Genomic DNA, 25,688 nt, shown 5'->3' with positions numbered 1-25,688 from the left:
TAATGCCTTGAGTGAAAATTAGGTGGACTTTATTCCATTTTCGTCTGTTACTAGTAAATTCGCTAGCTCTGTTTCCATCAACGCTTTAACGGTTTCTGAATTTTCTTCAAAAGGAAGTTCCAGCGAGATTTGCAATACATTTTCCACATGCTGAACAGTAAAGAAAATGATTGAATCCCGATAAATGTCCCTCTCTTCTGGCTCGATATTTTTAAACAGCTGATATTTATCTGACGCTTCGCCAAGGTAATTGAAGACAATAGGTAGCTTATTCAGGCTATGCTTCAGATACCTATTAGACTGCGGATACAACGAAGCCATTTCATCATTGTATATGAGATTTAGAAAATTCAGGTTACGCGATACGGCCAACTGCATACTGTTTCTGATCTCATGCCCATGTTCATCCGCATCTGTAAGCAGTACAGGGATTTGGTCTATAAATTCACCTATAATATCAAAATACTGCTTGTCCTCGTAAGCCCGTCCATAATTGGTGAGAAGAATAGGAATCTCGTCCACTTGCAAATATCTGCGGAAAAAGCGGTTAGCTAGGCGTATAGCCAAGTCCCACATGTGTCCGATTGCGTCAGAATCATTCCAATCTGCAAGTTCTACTGTCACATCTGTGCCCGTTGTATGGTTGCGCTCATCAATTGCGAGGACTACAGCATCCGAAGCAGCAGCAAATGCGGACAAGCGAAATTTGTCAACAATCTCTTGATCGCCCATGCCCTGAGGTCCTTTCCGGACCTGACTCACATAATCACGGTAGCTTCCTGCTAGTTGCCCTTTTACATTGCTCATATCTTCATATGCACGGTACAACTCACTCTTAACGACCTCTCCGCTCATGCCATCATAGATGAGATGTGAACAAGGGAGCAGCAGCAAATGATCCCTTAAATTGAGGCGGACAAGCGCAATGCGATATATTAAGTTTCCGGTTGTTTCATAAGGGTTCATAAAGAATGCAGGCAATATATGTGAGAGTATACGATTTTGCATCTCTGCACCGTAGTTCGATAAATCTATCATTGGAATGTCCATGCGCTCCTTCATGGACAACATTTCCCATTCCCATCCGACATCCGTTTGGACCAACACACTTCTAAAGAGTTCATGGCGCTCTATCAGGCGTTGCATGATTGCAGATAACCGTTCTACATCCAGCAGGTAACTATCAAAAGGAATGACACCTCCTGAGGATTGCGGATGCTCCAAATGATAATGTTGAGCGGGAGCAAGCGCATAGCGTTGTAAAGGCTCTCCTGCCAGCATCGTGCTGTTCCATTGGTCATTCATCCGCAGCAGATATTCCAGCCATTCCTCAGCATGCCGCTTTGCAGCCTCATCGTCTACCATCATATTTGTGTACAGCTTTTCACAGTCAGGTACTTGAGCAGCTGCTTCAAAAGGAAGCAAATGATGTGGATGAAGGTCAGGATGAAGGCGTGATAAAATGACTTCCTTCAGGGCCTCTGCTTGTATAGAATCGAAAGGATCTATGTGCAAAGTTAATTGATCTCGCCCTTCAACAGTTGTTGATTGGAAATGAGCATATACGTCATAAGCCTTTTCGATGATGTCGATTGCCTCGGCAATATCACGTATTAACATATCCGGCATCGAAGTGTCTGCTCGCATATACTCTGACATTTGGCGAATAGTCTGATATTGAAACACCTGATTAATCCCTATTTCAATGCCAACAGCCTCAGCCTGTGAAACCAATTGAATGGCTTTTAGGGAGTGTCCGCCTAAATCAAAATAGTTATCATCAATGCCAACAATACTGACACCCAGATTCTGTTTCCAAATATCTACCATATGCCGTTCCATGTCGTTTCGCGGGGCTGCATATTCAACACCTGTTTGAATGTCTCCTTCCGGCACAGGAAGCAATTTACGATCAATTTTTCCGTTAGTGGTCAACGGCATCTTCTCCAATTGAACAAAATAGCTTGGCAGCATGTACACCGGAAGATTGGGAACTAACGCTGCTTTAAGTTCCTGAATGGTCAGATCCCTATCAGCCACAAAATAAGCACATAAATCTTTTTGTCCTGATTCATTCTCACGAGCAATAACCACCGCTTTACGGATCGCAGGCAGGTTCATTATTTGCGCTTCCACTTCTCCAAGTTCAATTCGGTAACCCCGAATTTTCACCTGATGATCCATCCTGCCTAAATATTCAATATTTCCATCTGCCATCCATCGCGCCAAATCTCCTGTGCGGTACATACGTTTTCCTGGTTTGAAGGGGTCTGCTATAAATTTCTCATCTGTCAGCTCACGATTTCCCATATAACCTCGCCCTACTCCATCACCACCGATGTAGATTTCACCTGCAATTCCTATCGGAACCAACTTCCGATTCATATCCATAATATATACGTGCTGGTTAGCCATTGGCTTGCCAATCGGCACCGTATGTGTCCAAGCTGTCATCGTCTCCCCGTCAATGTCGTACGCAGTTGTGTCTACGCAGCACTCGGTAGGACCATAAACATTAGTTATTTGCGGACGATATCCGGGCCGGGTGCTCAAAAATGTTTTAACGAGATGACCGGGCAGCGCCTCTGCTCCAAAAATAAAATGCTGTACATTCAGATCTGCAACGGAGTCTTGCATTTCCGTCAGCATATGCATGTGTGCCGGTGTACCATCAGTAAAATCAATCCGTTGGGATCTGAAATAATCAGCCAAACGATGACCATTGGTGCTAATCTCTCTCGGCACCACGTGAAGCGCATGCCCGAGAAGCAGACATGGGAAAATTTGTTTCACTGATGCATCAAATACATACGGCGATAGCCATGCCATCCGCATTGGCGATTTGTATTTCTTATATACTTGTTGTCTAAATGCGGTTGTCATATTAACGACATTAGAGTGTTGAATCATCACTCCTTTGGGTTTGCCCGTTGTACCTGAGGTATACATCACATAAGCCAAATGGCCAGGGTCACATACTTCAGCCAAGTTGGAACAGTCTTCTGCGGATAGCCTGTGACTATCAGGTGAAATGACCAGCACATCCGACGGTACCTTCGCGGCCATTTCTGGCTTGGCAACCATAAGCCTAATATGGCTGTCTTGTAACATATAGAGCATACGTTCCTCCGGAAACTCAGGGTCGATAGGTACATATCCCCCACCAGCTTTTAAAATACCAAAAATCCCCACAATCATTTCGATAGAGCGCTCCATAATCATTCCGACCAATTGATCCGCCTGGACTCCTTCTGCTCTTAGCACGCGAGCCAGTTGGTTTGCACGCACATTTAATTCGTTATATGTGATCTGGCTATCTCCAAAAACTACAGCTACTTGATCTGGAGTCTTCTCTACCTGTTCCTCGAATAATTGATGAATGGTTTTTTCACATGGGTATTTCACCGCGGTATTTCCCCAGACATCCAATATCATTTCGATTTCCTGCGGCGTAATGATCTCAATTTCAGAAAGCTTTGTCTGTGGTTCATCTACAACAGCTTTAATCAACTGGATGAAGTGATCGGCCATTCGTTTAATCGTGCTTCTCTTGTACAGGCTATCGGCATATGTGAAGCTGAAAACCAAACCTTCAGAGCTTTCCATGGCCGTAAGTGTCAAATCGAATTTTGCCATATTCTGTTCGCCTGGGCACAGAGTAACCTGTAAGTCTTGGAATTCCGTCGTACCAGAGTCCATGTTATCTAGCTCAAAAAGAGTATCGAACAGCGGATTTCGGCTCAGGTCCCTCTGTACATTCAGCTTCTCCACCAGCAATTCAAACGGATAATCCTGATGCTCAAAGGCATCAAGCACCTGGTCCTTTACTTCCTGAACGTATTCGTAAAAAGACTTATCCCCTTCAGGAAAGCTCCGCAATGCAAGCGTGTTGACAAACATGCCGACGACAGGCTGCAAATCGTGATGCTGTCTACCTGCAATAGGCGTTCCAACAACGATATCCTCCTGAGCGCTGTACTTGAACAATAGGGTCTTGTAGGCTGCCAGTAATACCATAAATAAAGTAGCTCCCGCCTGCAAACTGATTTCTTTCAAACGGTCCACGTCCTGAGGTGAAATGGCAAAGGAAACAGTGCTGCCCGAAGTGCTACGTGTTGCAGGTCTTTCAAAGTCGACTGGGATACCCAAAATTGGAATATCGCCGCTCATTTGCTTGAGCCAGTATTCTTCTTGTTTTTCCATCCATGAGCTACCAATATCTCCTTGCTGCCATACCGCATAATCCTTGTATTGAATTCGCAAGGCGGGCAACGTTTTTTCTTCATACAGTGCGGGCAGCTCGTTCAGCAATATACTCATGGATACACCATCTGAAATCACATGATGCATGTCAAACATAAACCAATGACGCTGTGGAGATTCTTGCAACAGAGCAGCTCGAAGTAACGGTGCCTTCCCAAGATCAAAAGGTCTGATAAATTGTCTCATCATTGCTCTTGCTTCGTTCTCGCCGTGTCCCTGCATAACCTCCAAAGTGAAATCGACATGGTCGTGAATCCGTTGTACCAGTTTATCATCTACGAATTCAAAAGAGGTTCGCAATGTATCATGACGCTGAACTAATTGCTTAAGCGCTCTTTCTAATCTTAAAAAATTCAGTTCCCCTTCCATCAAAAGCATGGCAGACATATTGTAGTTATTCATGCTGCTCAAAACGTATAGTCTATTTTGAGTTATAGATGCTGGATAACTGTCTTTCAATTCGGCAACAGGAATCGCTGCAAATGGATTTGGAGACAATTCATAAACAGCCTGCGCCATTTGCTCAATTGTTGGAAAGTCAAATACATAACGCAACGGTAACTCGATATTCAGTTCTTTGTGAATTTTTGCGGTCAACGCTGTCGCACGAAGTGAATGTCCGCCAATGGCAAAGAAATTATGATGAATTCCGACGGACGGAATGTCGAGTACCTCTCTCCAAATTTGTGCTAACTTCACTTCCATGGCAGTGCGCGGCGCTGCATATTCTGCAGTCAAATCAGCATGTTCCTCGAATGCCGCCAGTGCCTTGCGATCAATTTTCCCGTTCGGTGTCAGCGGCATGTTCTGCAGTTGTATAAAATACGACGGTACCATATAGTTCGGCAATTTTTCATTCAGCAAATTCAACATCATACTGCCGCTGATTTCTTTTTCAGCTACGTAGTAAGCAGCCAAATGATAGTCTCCCTGCTGATCTGCACGAGCCATGACAATAGATTCTTTAACACCGTCCACCTTAATAATTTGCGCTTCAATCTCACCGAGCTCAATCCGATACCCGCGGATTTTGACCTGATGGTCAATCCTACCCAAATATTCAATGTTTCCATCTGGCAACCATCGTGCCAAGTCACCTGTACGGTACATTCGCTCATAGCCAACTTCCTCTGCTGCAAACAGATTGGCTACGAATTTTTCTTTTGTCAGCTCTGGACGGTGTAGATAGCCGCGTGCCAGCCCCGGACCGGATACACACAGCTCACCAGGGACTCCTGCAGGTGAAAGATTTCCGTGTATATCCACCATATACACGCGGTGATTAGATACAGGCCGCCCGATGGATATGATTCCACCTAACTCAGAATTTTCTTCCGATACCGGCCAAAGAGACGTTGCAACGGAATTTTCGGTAGGACCATACGCATTGTAATAAGCCACCCGGTCCTTCCATTTGGACACCAGTTCTGCGGTAGAGGCCGATCCTGCTGTAAGCAGAACACGCAAATCAGGCATGCGATCCGGGTTCAGGTATACAGCATAGTTTGGCGGCAGCGTTGCAATTGTAATTTTGCAGGCAGCCATGTACTGCTCGAAACGTTCATAATTCAAAATAGTCTCGGAGGAAGGTATATACAATGTCGCTCCGCATAGTAAAGACTGGATTATTTCCGAGCATGACGTATCAAACGAATAACTGGCAAACATGACAACCCGATCGGACAAGCCAATACTCAACTTTTGCTCGAAGTAGGTTTTAAGATTAATAAGACCGTGATGCTCAAGCATGACTCCCTTAGGTTGACCCGTCGTCCCGGACGTATAGATGACATATGCTAGATCGTTTGGACCCGATACAGCCTCCAGATTCGAACCGTTTTGATGATATACGGACAGCATTTCCCCGCGTACATCCGCTTTTCTTGTATCGGAAGCGACTCCGGCCTGTTCACCGTCAAGCACCAACACCTTGCCTCCAAACAGTACCTTTTCCGTCAGGTGCTGTTGCGTTAACAACAGTTCGGTACCTGAGTCGTCTAACATGTAGCGGATGCGTTCCTCCGGATAGGTTGGGTCTATCGGGATATATGCTCCCCCCGCCTTCAAAATTGCCAATATGCCCACAATCATATCTACGGAACGCTCTGTCATCAGACTAACCAGACTATCGGCTTTCACGCCATAGCTGCGTAAAGTACGGGCCAACCGGTTAGCGCGCTCGTTCAATTCATGGTAGGTCAATTGTTGACCTTCAAAATATACCGCTGTCTGATCCGAAGTCTGCAAAACCTGTTCCTCGAACAGTCCGTGAATTGTTTGTTCACGCGGATACTCTGCCGTGGTATTTCCCCACACCTGGATGATGTGCTCCCGCTCCTGCATAGTCAACAGATCCATTTCCTCAATTAAACTATCCGGATTCGCTATAATTTGATCCAGCAACTGCAGTAGATGTCCTTGAATCTGCGACACACTCTGATGATCATATACCTGAGCATTATAGGTAAAATCAATCTGTAGCGTATCTCCCTGAAATACTATGATGCTTAAATCGTAGCTTTCTTGCTCAGTATTGGCCCCTTCCAAAGTAGTCTCAAACACCATTCTATGGCCAAAGAGTGCCAGTTGTTGCACTTTCGTTGTAACCATTTCAGACATTGGAAAATGTTCATATACCGCAGATTCATCGGTTTGCTGCTGCACTTTTCTCATCAACCCGATAAAGTTGGCTCCTGCTTGGGTTCGAATGCGAACTGGTAAGGTGTGGTTGCCCAGTCCAATTGAATTCCTCAATTCCAATATATCTGTCAAAGGACTTGATATGGAGCAAGCGAACACCACATCATCTGTACCGTTATACTTTTGCAATAAAATTCCCCAGGCTGTCTGCAGCAGCGTATTTATCGTCACCTGCTCATTCAGTGCAATTCGCTGCAGTGCCACCGTTCGTTCAACATCCAAATTAATCTCCAGATGCTCTGTCTGATATGGACTGCGCCCCATCAGATTGGCATATGGCAATTGAGGTGCTTCTTCATAGCCTTCGAGCAGGGTACTCCAGTAGCGGGAAGTCTTTAGGGTGTCCCTATGTTTTTTTAGAATCCCTTTGTCTTCTTCCGAAATCAGTGTCATTTCGCCCAGTTTTGTATTCGGATCGGCTACAACGGTTTTGACCAACTGTACAAAATGCCTTGCCATGCTTTCTATCGTTTCCCGTTTAAACAAAGATGTAGCGTACAGAAATTGGAGCTGGATAGATGCTTCCTCCTCACTGACTTCAAGCGTCAGGTCGAATTTCGCAGAAACCTGCTCTATGCCAAAAGAGCGGAAGAACAACTTGTCCAACTTCACTTCTTTTCTCTCCACATTCTGCAATACAAACATCGTGTCGAACAACGGATTACGGCTCATATCTCGTTTCAGGTCGAGCTTTTCCACCAGCTCCTCAAACGGGTAATCCTGATGTGCATATGCTTGCAGTGCACACGTCTTGGCGTCCTCAATGCAGTTATAAAACGTCTGTTCAGCGTGAGGATGATTACGTAATGCGAGCGTGCCGACAAACATACCGAGCATAGGCTCCAGGTCAGCATGCGGTCTACCTGCAATCGGAGTACCGACAATGATGTCTTCCTGCCCTGTGTAATAATGCAGCAATGCTGTGTATGCAGCCATAAGTACCATGTACAGCGTAGAATCCGTAAGCACCGCCAGTTCTTTTAAACACTGAGTCAATTCCTGTCCCATTTCAAATTCAACAGCGTCACCTTTCGTACATCGTGTTGCCGGACGCTCAAAATCAGTTGGCAAATCCAGTTGAGGCAAATCGCCACTAAATCTATTCAGCCAGTACTCTCCCTGACTCTTTATTCGCTCCTGCTGAGTTTTGCTATGCTGCCACACAGCATAGTCCGTATATTGAATGCGCAGCGGAGATAATACTTCACCGCTATATAAGCGGACAAAATCACCAGCTAATATTTCAATGGATACCCCGTCTGAAACGATGTGGTGCATATCAAGCATCAATAAGTGCTGCGGCTCCTGTCCTTCTTCGTCCAATCCCCATTTGACCAGCTTTACACGTAGCAGCGGAGCGATCCTCAAGTCAAATGGGCGCACAAAGGAACGGGCATGTTCTTCTGCTAAATTTTCAAGCATAAGTTCATTGGATTCTGTCCGCAATTCTGATATTGTGGCGTATTCCAACTCAAAGTGAATCGTATCGTGGACCCGTTGCATCGGCACACCATTTACCAGTTCAAAGCTTGTCCGTAGGGCCGCATGACGTGAAATTAATTGATGGAATACCTCTTCCACCAGTTTCATATCTATCGGACCGATTACTCTCAGTGCTGATGTGGTGTTATAGCTTATTCCTTCCGGATCCAGCTGGTGAAGCACATACATCCGTGTCTGTGCGAAAGAAAGCGGGTAAGTGTCGCGTTTTTCCGCCACCGGAATGGATGCATATGTGATTTGATCCTGTTCTTCAAGCAAGGCCGCCAATTGCTCGATCGTCGGTGCCTCAAATATGTTTTGCAATTCCATCGGTTTATTTAAATCTTTGCGAACTCTAGAAGTCAGTGTCGTCGCCCGTAGCGAATGACCACCAATTTCAAAAAAATTTTCGTTGATGCCTACTTGCGGTAGACCCAGTACATCCTGCCAGATATCTGCTAATTTTATTTCCATCCATGTTCGCGGTGCAACATGGTCGGCCAAACGATCTTCTGGTATCGGCAGCGCCTTACGGTCAATTTTACCGTTCGGTGTAAGAGGTACATTCTGCAACTGAATGAAATGTGAAGGGACCATATAATTTGGGAGTTCTTCATTTAACATCTTGCGAAGCTCGCTCCCCGTCACTTCCCGTTCCGCCACATAATAGGCAACGAGTTGGTGTTGGTTTTGGCTATTTGCATGTGCCAGTACGATGGCCTCTTGCATGCGATCTGCCTTCAGCATAGCCGCCTCAACCTCGCCCAGTTCAATCCGGTAACCGCGAATTTTGACCTGATGGTCAATCCTGCCCAGGTACTCAATGTTGCCGTCAGGCATCCATCTTGCTAGGTCGCCTGTCCGATACATGCGTTCATAGCCCGCTTCCCCATCTGCAAACGGATTAGCCACAAATTGTTCAGCCGTTAATTCCGGGCGGTGCAGGTAACCGCGTGCCAGTCCTGGACCGGATACGCACAGTTCACCGGGGATTCCAGATGGTGCAAGCTGTCCATGTGCATCGACCATGTACACGCGGTGATTCAGTACAGGGCGTCCGATTGATATAGCCCCCCCTGCTTCGGGACCTCTCGGTACAGGCCAGACAGACGTTGCTATGGAATTTTCCGTTGGACCGTAGGCGTTAACATAGGTCACACCGTCTCTCCATTTAGTAACCAGCTCAGTGCTGGTCGCCGATCCGGCCGTGAACAGGATGCGTAGTTCCGGCATTCGTTCTGGGCTCAAATATATGGCATAGGTTGGGGGCAGCGTTGCAATTGTAATGTGATGATCCGCCATATACTGCTCAAACTTGTCATAGCTGAGAATGGTCTCTGATGTCGGGATACATAAAGTGGCCCCGTTGAAGAGCGCCTGAAGCATTTCCCAGCATGCCGCATCAAAGGAAAAGCTGGCGAACGATACAACACGGTCGGAACTGCTGATTCGCAATGTCTCCCTGAAATACGTATGCAGATTGCAGAGTCCACGATGCTCGAGCATGACTCCCTTAGGCTGGCCTGTCGTTCCAGACGTATAGATTACATACGCTAGGTTATGAGGACCAGATGTGGCTTCCAAATTCGAACCATCCCTGTGATATGCGGATATAGCTTTTCCTTTTGCCTCAGCCGTACTTGCATCCGCACTGCCTTCGCCCATTTCTGCATCCAACAGCAGTACCTTGTCCCTAAATTCTACTTTTTCAACCAAATGCTGCTGCGTTAACAGCAGTTCCGTACCTGAATCGTCCAGCATATAACGGATGCGGTTCTCCGGATAAGTCGGATCGATCGGAATGTAGGCGCCCCCTGCTTTCAAAATACCCAAGATGCCGACAATCATGTCAATCGATCGCTCTGTCATCAGGCCGACTAGGCCGTCTGCCATCACACCGTTACTGCGTAAAGTACGCGCCAGACGGTTCGCTCGCTCATTTAATTCACGGTAGGTCACTTGCGCTCCTTCAAAATATACAGCTACCTGCTCCGGTGTTCGCAAGACCTGCTCCTCAAACAACCCGTGAATCGTCTGCTCACGTGGATATGCTGCTGTCGTGTCACACCAAGCATCCAGCATTTGCTCGCGTTCCTGCGCGGTTAATATATCCAGCTCGCAAATCCGGCCAGCTGGATTGATCTTGATTTGCTCCAGCAGTTGCAGCAAATGCCCCTGGATCTGCTCTACCCTTTCATAATCATATACCTGGGCATTGTAACCAAAATGAACTCGTAGCGTCTCTCCCGGTAACACCACGATGTTAAAATCATAATTCGTCTGCTCAACCGCTCCTGCTCCGGTTATTATAAAATCAGCTTCCTCCCTTTCACCTAATTGCTCAATTTGTTCATCCACCGGATAGTTCTCAAATACCATAATATGATTAATCAGTTCCACTTTTTGCTCTGCCTGTGCCTGAATCTCATAGAGTGGGAACGTTTCGTATGATCCCGAAGCAAGCGCCTGCCGCTGAGTTTGCTTCATCAGCTCTGTAAATGCAGTTGCTTGTCCGCCTTGAATACGGACGGGGACCGTGTTAATGAATAGTCCAATCATCTGCTCTACTCCGGCAATGTCCGCTGGACGTCCAGATACCACGCTCCCGAAAACGACATCCTCTGTGCGATTATACTTTTGCAACAAAACACCCCAGGCCGTTTGCATCAGCGTATTTATCGTTACCTGTTCTTGCTTTGCCAATTGCAGTAGAGCCGTTGTCAGGTCTATACCCAAATCAAATTCCAGATATTCGGCCACATATCCCTGGGTCTTCCCTGTTTTGGCCTGCGGCAAAACCGCCGTCTCCTCATAGCCTCGCAGGTAACCGCTCCAATACTCCGCTGCTTCCTGACGGTTCTGTCCCTCCAGCCATTCGATGTATCGGCTGTAGGGTGTTACCACAGGCAATTGCGGTTGCTTCCCTTCTGCTAGGGCGGTATATCCTCCAAAGACTTCGTTGGTAACCAGCGACAAACACCAGCCATCCATTATGATGTGGTGGAAGCTCCATACAAAATGGTATGAATCATCTGATGTACGCAAGATAGATACACGCATCAGTGCATCCTTTGCCAGATCAAAGCCCCTCTGCTGATCTCGACGCGTGAACTCCTCGATATACTGCTCTTGCGCCGACTTCTCCTTCTCACGTATATCCTCTACGTACAGTTCTCCGCGTTTATTCCGGTACACCACTTGCAGCGGCTGGTCCTGCAAATCGCTCCGGAAGTTGGTCCGCAGAGCTGAATGACGCTGTACCAACAAGTCCAGACTGGCGGCGAATGCAGCGAGATCCAGCGTTCCCTTCAATTCAAAGGTGGACTGCTCCACATAGGCGATCGACTGGGAATCCAGCATGTTGTGAAACAGCATGCCTTTTTGCATCGGCGTCATGGGGTAAATATTCTCAAGCTCTCCGTCAGGCTGAATCTGCTCCACCATCTGGTCCAGTTCTTCAAGGCTTAAGTCCGAAAGCAGCACATCACTTGGTGTCAATTCGGAGTGCTCCCGAGATGCACAATGCTGAATCACTTCCAGCACGTTCTGCTTGAATTGCTCTGCTAGTTGCTCAGCAGCATTTTGTTGGAGTGCCTTAATGTTGTATTGAATACTTAGTTCCAGCATGCCATCTGTAACGAGTCCTCCCACGTCCATAACACAGGACATTTGGGTCAATTCATGAGTATTAGCTCCGCTGGAATATGGAGAAAAATGCATGCCGCTATGCTGCAGTGTCTGATCAAATTCGCCCAAATAATTAAAGCTGATCTGTGGCTCGGCGTATGTTGCCCCGGACGGTCCATTCTGGCTGAGATATCTCCAGATGCCATACCCAATTCCTTTATGTGGAATGCTGCGCAGCATCTCCTTCATCCGTTTGATGTGCCCGGAGATATCATCTTCCCGGTTAATCCGCAGCAGTACCGGGTATTGACTCGTAAACCAGCCAATCGTCCGTGATATATCCGTATCTTTTATGATTTCTTCCCGGCCATGGCCTTCGAGAAGAATCGCAACCTTTTCACTGCCAGTCCAAGCGCTTAGCGTCTTGCCGAGTGCCGTCAACAACAAATCATTCACTTCTGTGTTGTACGCGCGGTGGGCTTGCTTCAGTAGTTGATCAGTCTCTTCCTTCGTAAGCCTCACATTTACGATACCCATGTCTTGCTGCATAAACTTATCGCTATGCTCTTGGGACACTGGAAGTTGGGGCGACTCGGATGCCGCCAGTTCATTCAATTGCTCCCAGTATACGTGCTCACTTTCCATCTCAAGGCTGTCGGCATAGGCTGACAACCGCTCCGACCAGACCCGGAAGGAGTCTGTTTTCGTCGGGAGCTGTATGGTTTCTCCACGTACAGCCTGCTCATAGGCATTCGACAAATCCTCCAACAGTATCCGCCACGATACGCCGTCTACCACCATATGATGAATAGCCAGTAGCAGATGGTCCCCATCAGCGCAGTGGAACAGGCCCACTTTCAGCATAGGTCCTTCATCCAGTCGGATGTTACTCTGAATAGTGCTGGCCCAGGCTTCTATAGCTTGACCCAATGTGGGACCGATCGGCACGTCTTTGAAATCGGCCACTTCCAGATCATACAGCTTTCCTTCCTTCACTCCGCGGTTCCACGCTTCCCAGCCTTGCTCTGCCTTGCGGAACACCATCCGCAACGCGTCATGGTGCACCACCAACTGCGTCAGTGCCTGGCGTAGCGGCTCTTCCTCGAATCCCTGCTCCCGGTGAAGCATAACCGCCTGATTAAAGTGGTCCGGCACAGGCTGCCCTTGTTCCACAAACCACTGCTGAATCGGTGTCAGCACCACTGCTCCGCTGACCTCTTCCTGATCAGCTAATTGGGTATCCGACACACGCAGGTGCGTAGCTAGCTCAGCAACCTCAGGGTACTTAAACAAGTCTTTGATATCCAGCTTGTATCCTGCCTGCAGTAGGCGTGAGGATACCTGAATCGCCTTGATCGAGTCCCCGCCCCGATCAAAAAATTGATCCGTCAATCCGACCGGACCGCCGCCCAGTACAGCCTCCCACACACGAGCCAGAACCTGCTCCTCTGCCGTCCGTGGAGCACTATATTCCTGCGTAGAACGGGAAATCTGTTCTGGTGCCGGCAATGCCTTACGGTCGATTTTGCCGTTGGGTGTGAGCGGCATTTGCTCCATCTGAACAAAGTGCGAGGGAACCATATAATTCGGGAGTTCTTCACTCAGCTGCTTGCGAAGCTCACTCCCCGTCACTTCGCGTTCCGCCACGTAGTAGGCAACCAGTTCGTGTTGGTTTTGGTTTGTCGCATGGGCCAGTACGCTGACCTCTTGGATACGACCTATTTTCAGCATAGCCGACTCGACCTCGCCCAGCTCAATTCGGTAGCCGCGAATTTTAACTTGTTGATCCATCCGTCCAGCGTATTCCAATGTACCGTCTTCACGCCAGCGAACAAGGTCTCCCGTGCAGTATAGGCGATCTCCGTCCACCCACGGATTAGCAAGAAATCTCTCAGCCGTCAATTCAGGACGGTTCAAGTAACCGCGTGCGACTCCGTCTCCGCCAACAACCAGCTCACCCCATGCTCCAATCGGCTGCAGGTTAAACGCCGAATCGACCACATACGCCGTCGAATTGCGGATAGGACGCCCGATCGGCACAGAATCAAGCTGTTCTTCCTTAATATGATAAGCCGTCGAAAAAGTAGTATTTTCCGTTGGTCCATAGCCGTTAATGATATTCATGTCCGGATTATCCCGTAACACCCGGTTAATATGCGGCGCAGACAGCACGTCGCCTCCGACCAGCAAATACTTCACATCTCCGAACAATTTACTGTCCTGCTGCGAAAGCTGATTAAATAGCGGTGTAGTCAGCCACATCATGGTGATGCGATGATCCCGTATGGTCTCCTTGAGCTTAGCTGCGTCCAAAAGATCATCCTTATGCACGAGTACAAGCCGACCGCCGTTCAGTAGCGCCCCCCAAATTTCAAACGTAGACACATCAAATACAAATGCGCAAGTCTGCAACATTCGGATCGATTCATCGAACGGCACATAATCCGTATTACGCACCAAGCGAACGACACTTTGATGCTCAACAACGACGCCCTTAGGCTTGCCTGTTGATCCCGAGGTATAGATGACATAAGCAGCATGTTCGCCCGCTCCATCTATCCCCAAATTGGAAGCATCCGAACTGTAGGACGTATCATCATTCAGATTGACAATCTGTCCATCAAAATAGCAACGATCCAGTAAATCTTGTTGAGTCAGCAGCAGTTTGGCTCCCGAATCCTCCAGCATATAGCGAATACGATCTTCGGGATATTGAGGATCTATCGGCACATACGCGCCTCCAACCTTCAAAATAGCCAACGTTCCGATAATCATATCCAACGAACGCTCCGTTAGAATGCCGACAGGCTCATCGGCCTTCACTCCAGCAGTCTGTAGCGTATGCGCTAATCGGTTAGCCTTCTCATTGAGTTCCCGATAGGTCAACGATTGATGATCCAAAGTGACGGCCACGTGATCTGGCGTACGTTCGGCCTGCTCCTCAAACAGCTTTTGGATTGTCTGATTGCGCGGATATACAGAAGCCGTGTCGTTAAACTCGCCTGTAATCTGTTGTCTTTCCGCCGTTGTCACCATTTCCAGTTCTTCAACGCGAATATACGGGTTGAACGAAATTTGCTCCAGCAGACGGGCAAAATGTCCATACAGACGCTCAATCCCGGTTTGATCAAAGCTCAATGCGTTATACATAAAACGAATCTTGATGCCTTCTCCTGGCATCACGACAACATTCAAATCGTAGTTGGTTTGTTCTGTGACCACCACGTTCGAAATCGTGAATGGTTCCTGCCCATCACTTCCCAGCTGTTCTACCTGCTGTTCCACCGGATAATTTTCGAATACCATAATGTGCTTGATTAAATCCTGCTTCTGCTCGGTCAGTGCCTGAATTTCATATAGCGGGAAAGTGTCATAGGCATTGGCAGAAAGCGCCTGCCTCTGAGTTTGCTTCATTAACTCAGCAAATGCAGTTGCCGGTCCACCTTGAATACGGACTGGTATGGTATTAATGAAAAGTCCGATCATTTGCTCTACTCCCGCAATGTCCGCTGGACGTCCCGATACCACACTACCGAAAACGACATCCTCTGTGCGGTTATATTTTTGCAGCAAAACACCCCAGGCTGTTTGCATCAGCGTATTTATCGTCACCTGTTCTTGCTTTGCCAGCTTCTGAAGTTCCGCCGTCAGGTCTATACCTAAATCAAATTCCAGATATTCAGCCTCATATCCCTTCGCCTTCCCTGTTTTGGCCTGAGGCAAGACCGTCGTCTCCTCATGGCCCTGCAGATAACTACTCCAATACTCCGCTGCTTCCTGACGGTTCTGCTCCTCCAGCCATTCGATGTATCGACTGTATGGTGTTACCACAGGCAATTGCGGTGGCTTTCCTTCTGTAAGGGTGGTATATCCTCCAAAGACCTCATTGGTGACCAGTGACAAGCACCAGCCGTCCATTATGATGTGATGGAAGCTCCATACAAAATGGTATGAATCGTCTGATGTACAGAAGATGGATACCCTCATCAGCGTATCCTTTGCCAGATCAAACCCCTTCTGCTGATCCCGACGCGCGAACTCCTCGATATACTGCTCCTGCGCCGCCTTCTCCTTCTCTCGTATATCCTCCACGTACAAATCTCCGCGTTTACTTCGGTATACCACTTGCAAGGGTTCATCCTGCAAATCGCTCCGGAAGTTGGTCCGCAGTGCTGAATGGCGCTGTACCAGCAAGTCCAGACTGGCGGCGAATGCCACAAGATCCAGCTTTCCCTTCAATTCAAAGGTGGACTGCTCCACATACGCGTTCGATTGGGAATCCAGCATGTTGTGGAATAGCATGCCTTTTTGCATCGGCGTCATGGGGTATATATTCTCAAGCTCTCCGTCAGGCTGAATCTGCTCCACCATCCGGTCCAATGCTTCCAGGCTTAGACCCGGAAGCAGCACATCACTCGGCGTCAATTCAGAACGCTCCCGTGATATACAGTGGCGGATCACTTCCAGCACATTCTGCTTGAGTTCCCTGGCTAATTTTATTACATTATCTTCCTGTAATACTTTTGTGTTATAACGAATATCCAGCTCAAGCATTTCATCTGTTACAATGCCCCCCACATCCAGGGAACACGGCATTCTGGTCTGTTCGTTAACATCTGCTCCACTGGAGTACGGTGACATGCGCGTTTCGCTGTGCCGCAGCGTTTGATCAAATTCGCCCAAATAATTAAAGCTGATCTGTGGCTGGGCGTATGTTGCCCCGGACGGTCCGTTCTGGCTGAGATATCTCCAGATGCCATACCCGATCCCTTTATGCGGGATGCCTCGCAGCATTTCCTTCATCCGTTTGATGTGTCCGGATATATGATCTTTCCCGTTAATCCGCAGCAGTACCGGATATTGGCTCGTGAACCAGCCAACTGTTCGTGAAATATCCGTATCCTTCATGATATCTTCCCGGCCATGGCCTTCCAGAAGAATTGCAACCTGCTCACTGCCAGACCAAGTGCTTAACGTCTTGCCGAGTGCCGTCAGCAACAGATCGTTCACTTCTGTGTTGTACGCGCGATGGGCCTGCTTTAGCAGTTGATCAGTCTCTTCTTTCGTGAATTTCAAGCTCAAAGTAGCTGTGTTATTTATGGTCAATGGTTTTTTATTATAATCCAGCAATTCTGAAAGTTTTAAAGACTCGTATGCCGTCAATTCATTCAATTGCTCCCAGTATACGTGCTCACTTTCCATCTCAGGGCTGTCGGCATAGGCTGACAACCGCTCCGACCAGACCCGGAAGGAGTCTGTTTTCGTCGGGAGCTGTATGGTTTCTCCACGTACAGCCTGCTCATAGGCATTCGACAAATCCTCCAACAGTATCCGCCACGATACGCCGTCTACCACCATATGATGAATAGCCAGTAGCAGATGGTCCCCATCAGCGCAGTGGAACAGGCCCACTTTCAACAGAGGTCCTTCATCCAGTCGGATGTTACTCTGAATAGTGCTGGCCCAGGATTCTATAGCTTGACCCAATGTGGGACCGATCGGCACGTCTTTGAAATTGGCCACTTCCAGATCATACAGCTTTCCTTCCTTCACTCCGCGGTTCCACGCTTCCCAGCCTTGCTCTGCCTTGCGGAACACCATCCGCAACGCGTCATGGTGCACCACCAACTGCGTCAGTGCCTGGCGTAGCGGCTCTTCCTCGAATCCCTGCTCCCGGTGAAGCATAACCGCCTGATTAAAGTGGTCCGGCACAGGCTGCTCTTGTTCCACAAACCACTGCTGAATCGGTGTCAGCAGCACAGCTCCGCTGACCTCTTCCTGATCAGCTAATTGGGTATCCGACACACGCAGGTGCGTAGCTAGCTCAGCAACCTCAGGGTACTTAAACAAGTCTTTGATATCCAGCTTGTATCCTGCCTGCAGTAGGCGTGAGGATACCTGAATCGCCTTGATCGAGTCCCCGCCCCGATCAAAAAATTGATCCGTCAATCCGACCGGACCGCCGCCCAGTACAGCCTCCCACACATGAGCCAGAGCCTGCTCCTCTGCTGTCCGCGGAGCCCTATATTCCTGCGTGGAACGGGAAATCTGCTCCGGTGCCGGCAATGCCTTACGGTCGATTTTGCCGTTGGGTGTGAGCGGCATTTGCTCCATCTGAACAAAGTGCGAGGGAACCATATAATTCGGGAGTTCTTCACTCAGCTGCTTGCGAAGCTCGCTCCCCGTCACTTCCCGTTCCGCCACGTAGTAGGCAACCAGTTCGTGTTGGTTTTGGCTGTTAGCATGTGCCAGTACGATGACCTCTTGCATGCGATCTGCCTTCAGCATAGCCGTCTCAACTTCGCCCAGTTCAATCCGGTAACCGCGAATTTTGACCTGATGGTCAATCCGGCCCATGTACTCAATGTTGCCGTCAGGCAACCATCTTGCCAGGTCGCCTGTCCGATACATGCGTTCATAGCCCGCTTCCCCACCTGCAAACGGATTGGTCACAAATTGTTCAGCCGTTAATTCCGGACGGTGCAGGTAACCGCGTGCTAGTCCTGGGCCGGATACACACAACTCCCCTGCTATTCCAGCAGGTAAAAGATGACCAAGAGCATCGATCATGTACACCCGGTGGTTGGGTACGGGACGTCCTATGGAAATGGTATCGATTGCTCCGGGGTGCTCCGACACCGGCCAAATAGACGTTGCTACCGAGTTTTCTGTCGGTCCGTAACCATTAAAATAGGAGACCTGATCCTTCCACTTGGTTACGAGCTCCATCGAGGAAGCGGAACCAGCGGTGAACAGAATACGCAGATCCGGCATTCGTTCTGGGTTTAGATACACGGCGTAGGTAGGAGGTAATGCTGCCACCGTAATTTTATGATCCGCCATGTACTGTTCAAACTGGTTGTAGTTCAGTATGATTTCCGAAGTAGGCACGTAAAGTGTCGCGCCACAAAATAGCGCCTGGAATATTTCCCAGCAGGCAGCATCAAATGCGTAGCTCGCAAACAGTAGGGCACGATCTGACGGACTTATCTGCAATGTTTCATCAAAATACGTTTTCAGGTTACACAATCCATGGTGCTCCAGCATTACACCTTTAGGCAGTCCTGTAGTACCTGAAGTGTATATGACATAGGCTAGATCGTTTGCTCCTGATACAGCCTCCAGATTTGACCCTTCCATGTGATATATAGTTGGATCTTCATCCAATACTAGGACTTTTCCTCCAAAAGCGGCCTCTTTGACCTTTTCCACAAGATGGCTTTGCGTCAAAAGCAGGTCTGCACCGGAATCGTCAAATATATAACGGATACGTTCCTCTGGATATGACGGATCGATGGGTACATATGCCCCTCCTGCTTTAAGAATAGCGAGGATGCCGACCACCATATCTATAGAACGATCAGTCATGAGTCCAACCAGCCGATCGGTTGTGGTGCCGTAACTACGTAGGGTACGAGCTAGTCGGTTAGCACGTTCATTCAGCTCAGCATAAGTCAGACTGGAGTTCTCACAGACAACTGCTATTGTCTTCGGTGTCTTTTCTACTTGTTTTTCAAAACAAAGATGGATGGTATCACTAGAAGGATATGAGATCTGTACTCCGCTAAATTGGGATAAAACCTGACTTTTCTCTTCCGTCGTCAGAAATTCCAAATCGGAAATCAGTAGATCCGGCTGTTGAACAATCTGTTCCAGTCCCCGTTTAAGATGAGCTGCAATTAGCCTAATCCAATTTTCATCGTAAACCAGCCGATTGTAACTAAAAGTAACTTCATACTGTGATCCAGGAACGACAATCACATTAAAATCATAGTTGGTCTGTACAATATCCTCCACGTCGGTGACCTGAAGTGTATCAGGCCCTTTTTCCGCATGAATAAGCTCCTCTGAATAAGGATAGTTCTCAAAAACAACAATATGACGGACTAAATTTTGTTTCAAATCCGTGTGATTCTGAATATCTGCCAAGGAAGAATAAGAGTACTGAGTAGACTCGATGTTGGAGTTTTGCACAGATATAAGCAGATCCGAAAATCTCTGGTCCACATCACTGGTTATGCGTGTTGGTATTGTGTTAATGAACAATCCCACCATATTTTCAATTCCCGGAACTTCATCTGGTCTGCCGGATACTACGGACCCGAACACAACATCCCGGCTGTGGTTGTACATTTGAAGCAATAATCCCCATACCGTCTGAAATACAGTGCTGACTGTCGTGTGGTAGTGTTTAGCTATTCTCTCCATTCCTTGAGTCAATTCTTTCCCCAGCTTGCATGTGTAACGGTCTGCTTCGAAGATTGGATTCAATGGACGGTTATAGCCCGGTAAAATCGTTTCATTTTCAAGCCCATTTAAATACCCCTGCCAATAGGCTGTCGCTTCTTCCTTGTCCTGTTGCTCCAGCCACTGAATAAAACTGCTGTACGGATATACCGTATCCAATTGTGCAGGCACTCCGGACCGAAGGGAAGTATAGATGGTGAAAAATTCCTGGGCTACCGTTCCCATGCACCAACCATCCATTATAATGTGATGAACACTCCAGACAAGTCTGGAAGACTCATCACTCCATTCAAACAGGGCAAGCCGAATCGGAACATCTTTTTCCAAGTCAAAACCCGCTTGACGCTCTGTCTTTAAAAAGTCAGTAAAATGCTCTCTTTTCTCAGCTTCAGGAAAAACACTGATATTTTCGAAATGAACCGGCATCGCTTCACGTTCTTCCAGGACAATTTGAAGCGGACGTTCTGTTTCTTTATACATAAAAATGGTACGGAATATATCATATCGATTCATGAGCTGCTGCAAGCTTTGCTGAACCAAATGAACATCTAGCACTTCATTAAAGGTAATAACAGTCTGCTCAAAGTAAGCTTCTGATTTTGCGTCGAGGATGGAATGAAAGAACATTCCCTCCTGCATCGGGGATAGCGGATAGATATCTTTAATATTTACCTGTGCCAAATCATTCACCTTTCCTTTATCCATGCAGAATTTGAGTTTCAACTTGCGGATATCCTTTATTTCAACAGATTTCCCAGCTTATCCGATAATCGGCTTGATATTTGTTCAAATTGCCCCATAGACAATTGATTATATGTAAAATCCGTAGGGCTGCGCTCCGCCTGATCCTTAGTGCAACAATGATGGATAATATTCAATAGATGTTTTTTAAAGCCGATCGTTAATCGCTCTACCGTCGCTGCACCATATTCAAGCCCGTTATATTCAAATCCAAACCGAAGGATTCCGTTTGTGATCATGCCGTTAATGTCAAATGTATTCGTCTTTTCCGCACGCGGGCTTCTCTCACCATTGGCTAAGTCTGCTAATCGAGAAATACGCCAAGGCATGTCTGCGCTGTTTTCTTCGTCGAATTGTCCCAAATAATTGAAGCTAATTTCCGGGAATGGTGCTGCGACTAGAGAAGCGGATTTAGTCTGGTCTTTGGTCAAATAACGTAAAATACCATAACCGATGCCCTTATTAGGCACCCGCCGCAGCTTATCTTTAACCATTTTGATCTGATAGGCCAAATTTTCGGGTCTGTTGACCTCGATTACAAAAGGATACAGGGAGGTAAACCAGCCGACTGTACGAGAGATGTCCAAATCTTTAATGATCTCCTCCCTGCCGTGCCCCTCCAGCAAAATCGGGATTTCGTTATAGCCGCTCCAATCATAAAAAGCCAGACCCAAGGCTGTAAGTAACAGATCATTCATTTCCGTATGATAGGCATGATGTACATGCTTCAACAGCTTTTCCGTCTCATCCCTGCCGAGTACCACCTCCGCTAGGCGTCGATCCTGTATCAGGCTAACCGCGATTTCATGATCCCTTGGCAATCGACGCATCCTGCGTGAATCTACATTGTTCCAGTAGCTGATTTCTTGGCGTACCTGTACACTTTCGGCGTAAGTAGTCAGTCCTGAAGCCCACTCTTTGTAAGCATCCGTCTTGGCAGGCAGATTCGGCATCTCACCGCGAGCTACCTGATCATAGGCGGTGCCCAAATCTTCCAGCAAAATTCTCCAAGACACACCGTCTACAATAAGATGGTGGATAACGATCATCAGATGATCTTCACCGGACAAATGGAATAAAGCCAAACGTATGAGAGGACCTCGTTGCAGATCCAAACTGCTTTGCAGCTCATCGCCAATGTGTCGGATTTCTTCTTCAGGCCGGCTTGATTGTGTCAAATCATAGCTCGTTAATGTAAAGAACTCACCTTCGTTCACTCCCCTGTTATAGGCGGGGGCTCCCTTTTCCTCTTCCACAAAAATGATGCGTAATGCATCGTGATGGGCTACCAGCTTGTCCATAGCGTTTTTCAGCCATAATTCATTCCATCCTCCGTCATTTTGTAGCATGACCGCCTGATTATAATGGTGACGATCTCTCCGATGATGCTGAAAAAAATCGAGTTGAATGGGTGTCAATTCTACCTCACCCTCTACAATCCCCTGGGGAATGATACGGGTGATTTTTTTTATAAACGGTGCTATCAAGTGAATTTCAGGGTAACGGAATAAGTCCTTTACTTCCATTTTCAGGCCTTTGGCATTTAAGCGGATTGCAATTTGCAATGCTTTAATCGAGTCCCCGCCAAGCTCGAAAAAGTTGTTGTGTAATCCAATTGGTTTAACGCCGATCACTTCTTCCCAGATCAAAGCAATTGTTTTTTCCAATTCATCCTGTGGTGCCTCATATATGCTATCCACCGATGCTATTTCATCTGGTTCGGGCAGATTGGATCGGTCTATTTTCCCGTTATGGGTCAATGGCAACTGTTCCAATACAATGATTTGGGCTGGAACCATGTAGACTGGTAACTGCTGAGCCAGTTTATCTCGCAGTATGTCTTTCTCAGCTGCACCTGCAACATAGGCACATAAATACTTTTGTCCCGCTGTGTCCAGTCGATCAACAACAACAGCCTGGCGCACTCCTTCCGTTTCGAGCAAAATAGATTCGATTTCTCCAGGCTCAATCCGGTATCCGCGAATTTTATATTGGTAGTCAGCTCGCCCGATAAAATCAATATTCCCATCTGGCTGCCAGCGCGCCAGATCCCCAGTACGATACAAGCGTCCACCAGGCGAGAACGGATCAGACACGAATTTCTCAGTTGAAAGCTCCGGTCTGTTCAGATATCCCCGCGCTACAGAAGCTCCACCAATACACAGCTCGCCCGTTACACCGACAGGGACCGGACGCATCCTTTCATCAACAATATATAACTTATGATTTGGTAGAGCTCTGCCGATAGGGACAATTCCGGACAGAGGCAATTTTTCCAGCTCGTCCTCATAAAAGCTAGATTCGATTGCGGCTTCGGTAACTCCATACGTATTAATAATCCGCATCTTGCTGCCAAAACGTGTCAACATCTTACGGTAATCTGCAACAGCCAAGCTATCTGCTCCAGTAGTAAGCAGCTTTAGGGAACTGATATTTGTACCATGCTCATAGATGTAATTCAATAGCAGAGCTAAAAGCACAGGCGGCGTCTCAAACGTAGTAATCTCCTGCTGCTCCAACAGTGTAGCCAGGGCAGCTGGATCATTTCTCACGTTTTCAGGACAAATGACCAAGGTACCTCCATTGACAAATGCCTTGGCCAAATCGCATGCAAACACATCAAACGACATGCTGGCAATTTGCAGTAGCTTAACAGGGAAATCTTTAAATCCTTGGCTGTGTCTGTAACCGAGTGCGGTGTTGACATATTGTTGATGTTCAACCATAACGCCTTTGGGCTTACCTGTGGTACCCGATGTATAAATGACATACGCCAAAGAGCTGGACTCATATGTGGAGATATACTGCTTGTTCGAATCCATCTCGGGCTGGAGTGGCAAGGTAGCGAGATCGACTACCTCGCCCATAAAATCCATTGTTTTCAGCCAGCCCGTCAGGTGAGATTGCGTAAGCACAATCGTCGTTCCACAGTCACGCAGCATATATTCAATACGCTCTTCTGGATACACGGGATCTACTGGCACATAGGCAGCTCCTGCTTTCATAATTCCCAGCACCGCCACTATCATCTCAACAGATCTGTCAACCATGACAGCGACCAGACTCTCCCGTGTAATTCCACGCTTCTGCAAAAGATGGGCAAGAGCGTCTGCTCTATCATTGAGTTGTCTGTAAGTGAGCATCGTATCTTCATATATGACGGCTGCTAGTTCTGGTGTACGCTCCGTCTGCGCTTCGAATAGCCCGTGAAAAGTAAGTGCAGGAAACTGGACAACGGGTCCGCTCCATATTTTCGTCAAATTAGCCTCTTCTTCGGTTGTTAACAGCCGAACGTCACGGAGGCAAACATCTGCATTGCTGGCAACTTGGAGGAAGACATGCTTCAAATGATGGGCCAGATGCTTCATCGCTTCACTGTTGTATACCTTGCCGTTATAGGACAATATGAAACTCATTGCCTTCTTGTCTTCAACTTCAATATTAAAGTCATACGGTATTTCTTCGAATAACCGGGCGTCATCAATAATGAATCCGAGTTTGTCTTGCCAGTCCCGTCTCCCGATCATGTTTTCCAGCGGATAGTTCTCGAATACAACGATATGATCAAGCAAACGTTGCTTGAGTGCAGATTGCGACTGGATTTCAGCAAGTGAACAGTATCCGTTCATCCTTCCTTGGACAGAGGCTCTCTGGACATCGCGCAACAATTCAACAAAACTCTTTTCTTCATTCAATCTAATTCGTAATGGAATGGTATTAATGAACAATCCCACAATTCGCTCTACTTCATCTAATTCCGACGGGCGGCCAGATACCACCGTGCCAAAAACTACGTCTTTGCTTCCGTTGTAACGACTAAGTACAATTCCCCAGGCGGCCAGAAAAAGACTGCTGAGCGTGGTCCCATTGCATTCAGCAATCGCACGCAAAGTGCTGGTCTCTTTTTCCGTCAGCGTCGTTCTATATTCCTGTAGCAGATAGCCGCCTTTTTCAGAAGTTGTAGCTGGAGTTTTTAGCATCGGAAGTCCAGCTGTTTGTTCGTAGCCTTGTAATACAGAACTCCAGTAGTTCTTGGCGGCCTCCTGATCCTGTTCTTCAAGCCAGTCGGCATACTCGGTGTAAGGTCGTGGTTCAGGCAATTGAACGGAACGGCCTGTATGGTAGGCCTCATAGGCCGTTAACAACTCGTCCATTATGATGCCAAGACACCAGCCGTCCATAATAATATGGTGAAAACTTAAAAGCAACGTATAGACATCTTTATCCGTTTGAAGTACAGCCATCCGGATGAGCATATCCCTGCTCAAATCGTAATGGGTGTTACGGTCCACATCCATAAATCTACGAATAGCGTCGGCTTGCTCCTTTCCGGTCAGTTCTGTCATATTTTCGTAAGTAATCGCCGTGTTTCGCTTCTTAAAGACAATCAGCCGCGAACGAGAAGCGGATTTATGATAAATGTTCGAGCGCAGCGTTTCATGACGCTGAACCAGTAGCTGAAAGCTTTTTTGCAGGGCATTCCAATCCAGATCTCCCCGAATAGAAATACGTAATTGCTCGTAATAAGCCTGTGATTCTGGTTCCATCAGCGCATGAACGAGCATTCCTTCCTGTAAGGGAGTCAAGTTGACCACTTTTTCAATTTCAAGTCCTTTGATCATGGATAT

At 47.4% G+C, this 25,688-nt stretch carries 2 protein-coding genes; both read right to left on the bottom strand.

Annotated elements, in window-relative coordinates:
* Window positions 1-18 precede the first annotated feature (18 nt).
* Entirely contained in the window at window positions 19-21,042 is a 21,024-nt protein-coding gene (locus ACUUJN_RS12660; RefSeq protein ID WP_484669695.1) for a non-ribosomal peptide synthase/polyketide synthase, read from the bottom strand.
* Window positions 21,043-21,056: 14 nt separating this feature from the next.
* The gene (locus ACUUJN_RS12655) at window positions 21,057-25,682 is read right to left on the bottom strand and encodes an amino acid adenylation domain-containing protein (RefSeq protein ID WP_484669694.1); all 4,626 of its coding nucleotides are present in this window, start codon (window positions 25,680-25,682) and stop codon (window positions 21,057-21,059) included.
* Between the last annotated feature and the right edge of the window lie 6 nt (window positions 25,683-25,688).

It is taken from the genome of Paenibacillus sp. LRG-1 (assembly GCF_057220305.1).
Note: the sequence above shows the minus strand (reverse complement) of the source record. Positions and strands in the feature narration are given on the sequence as shown.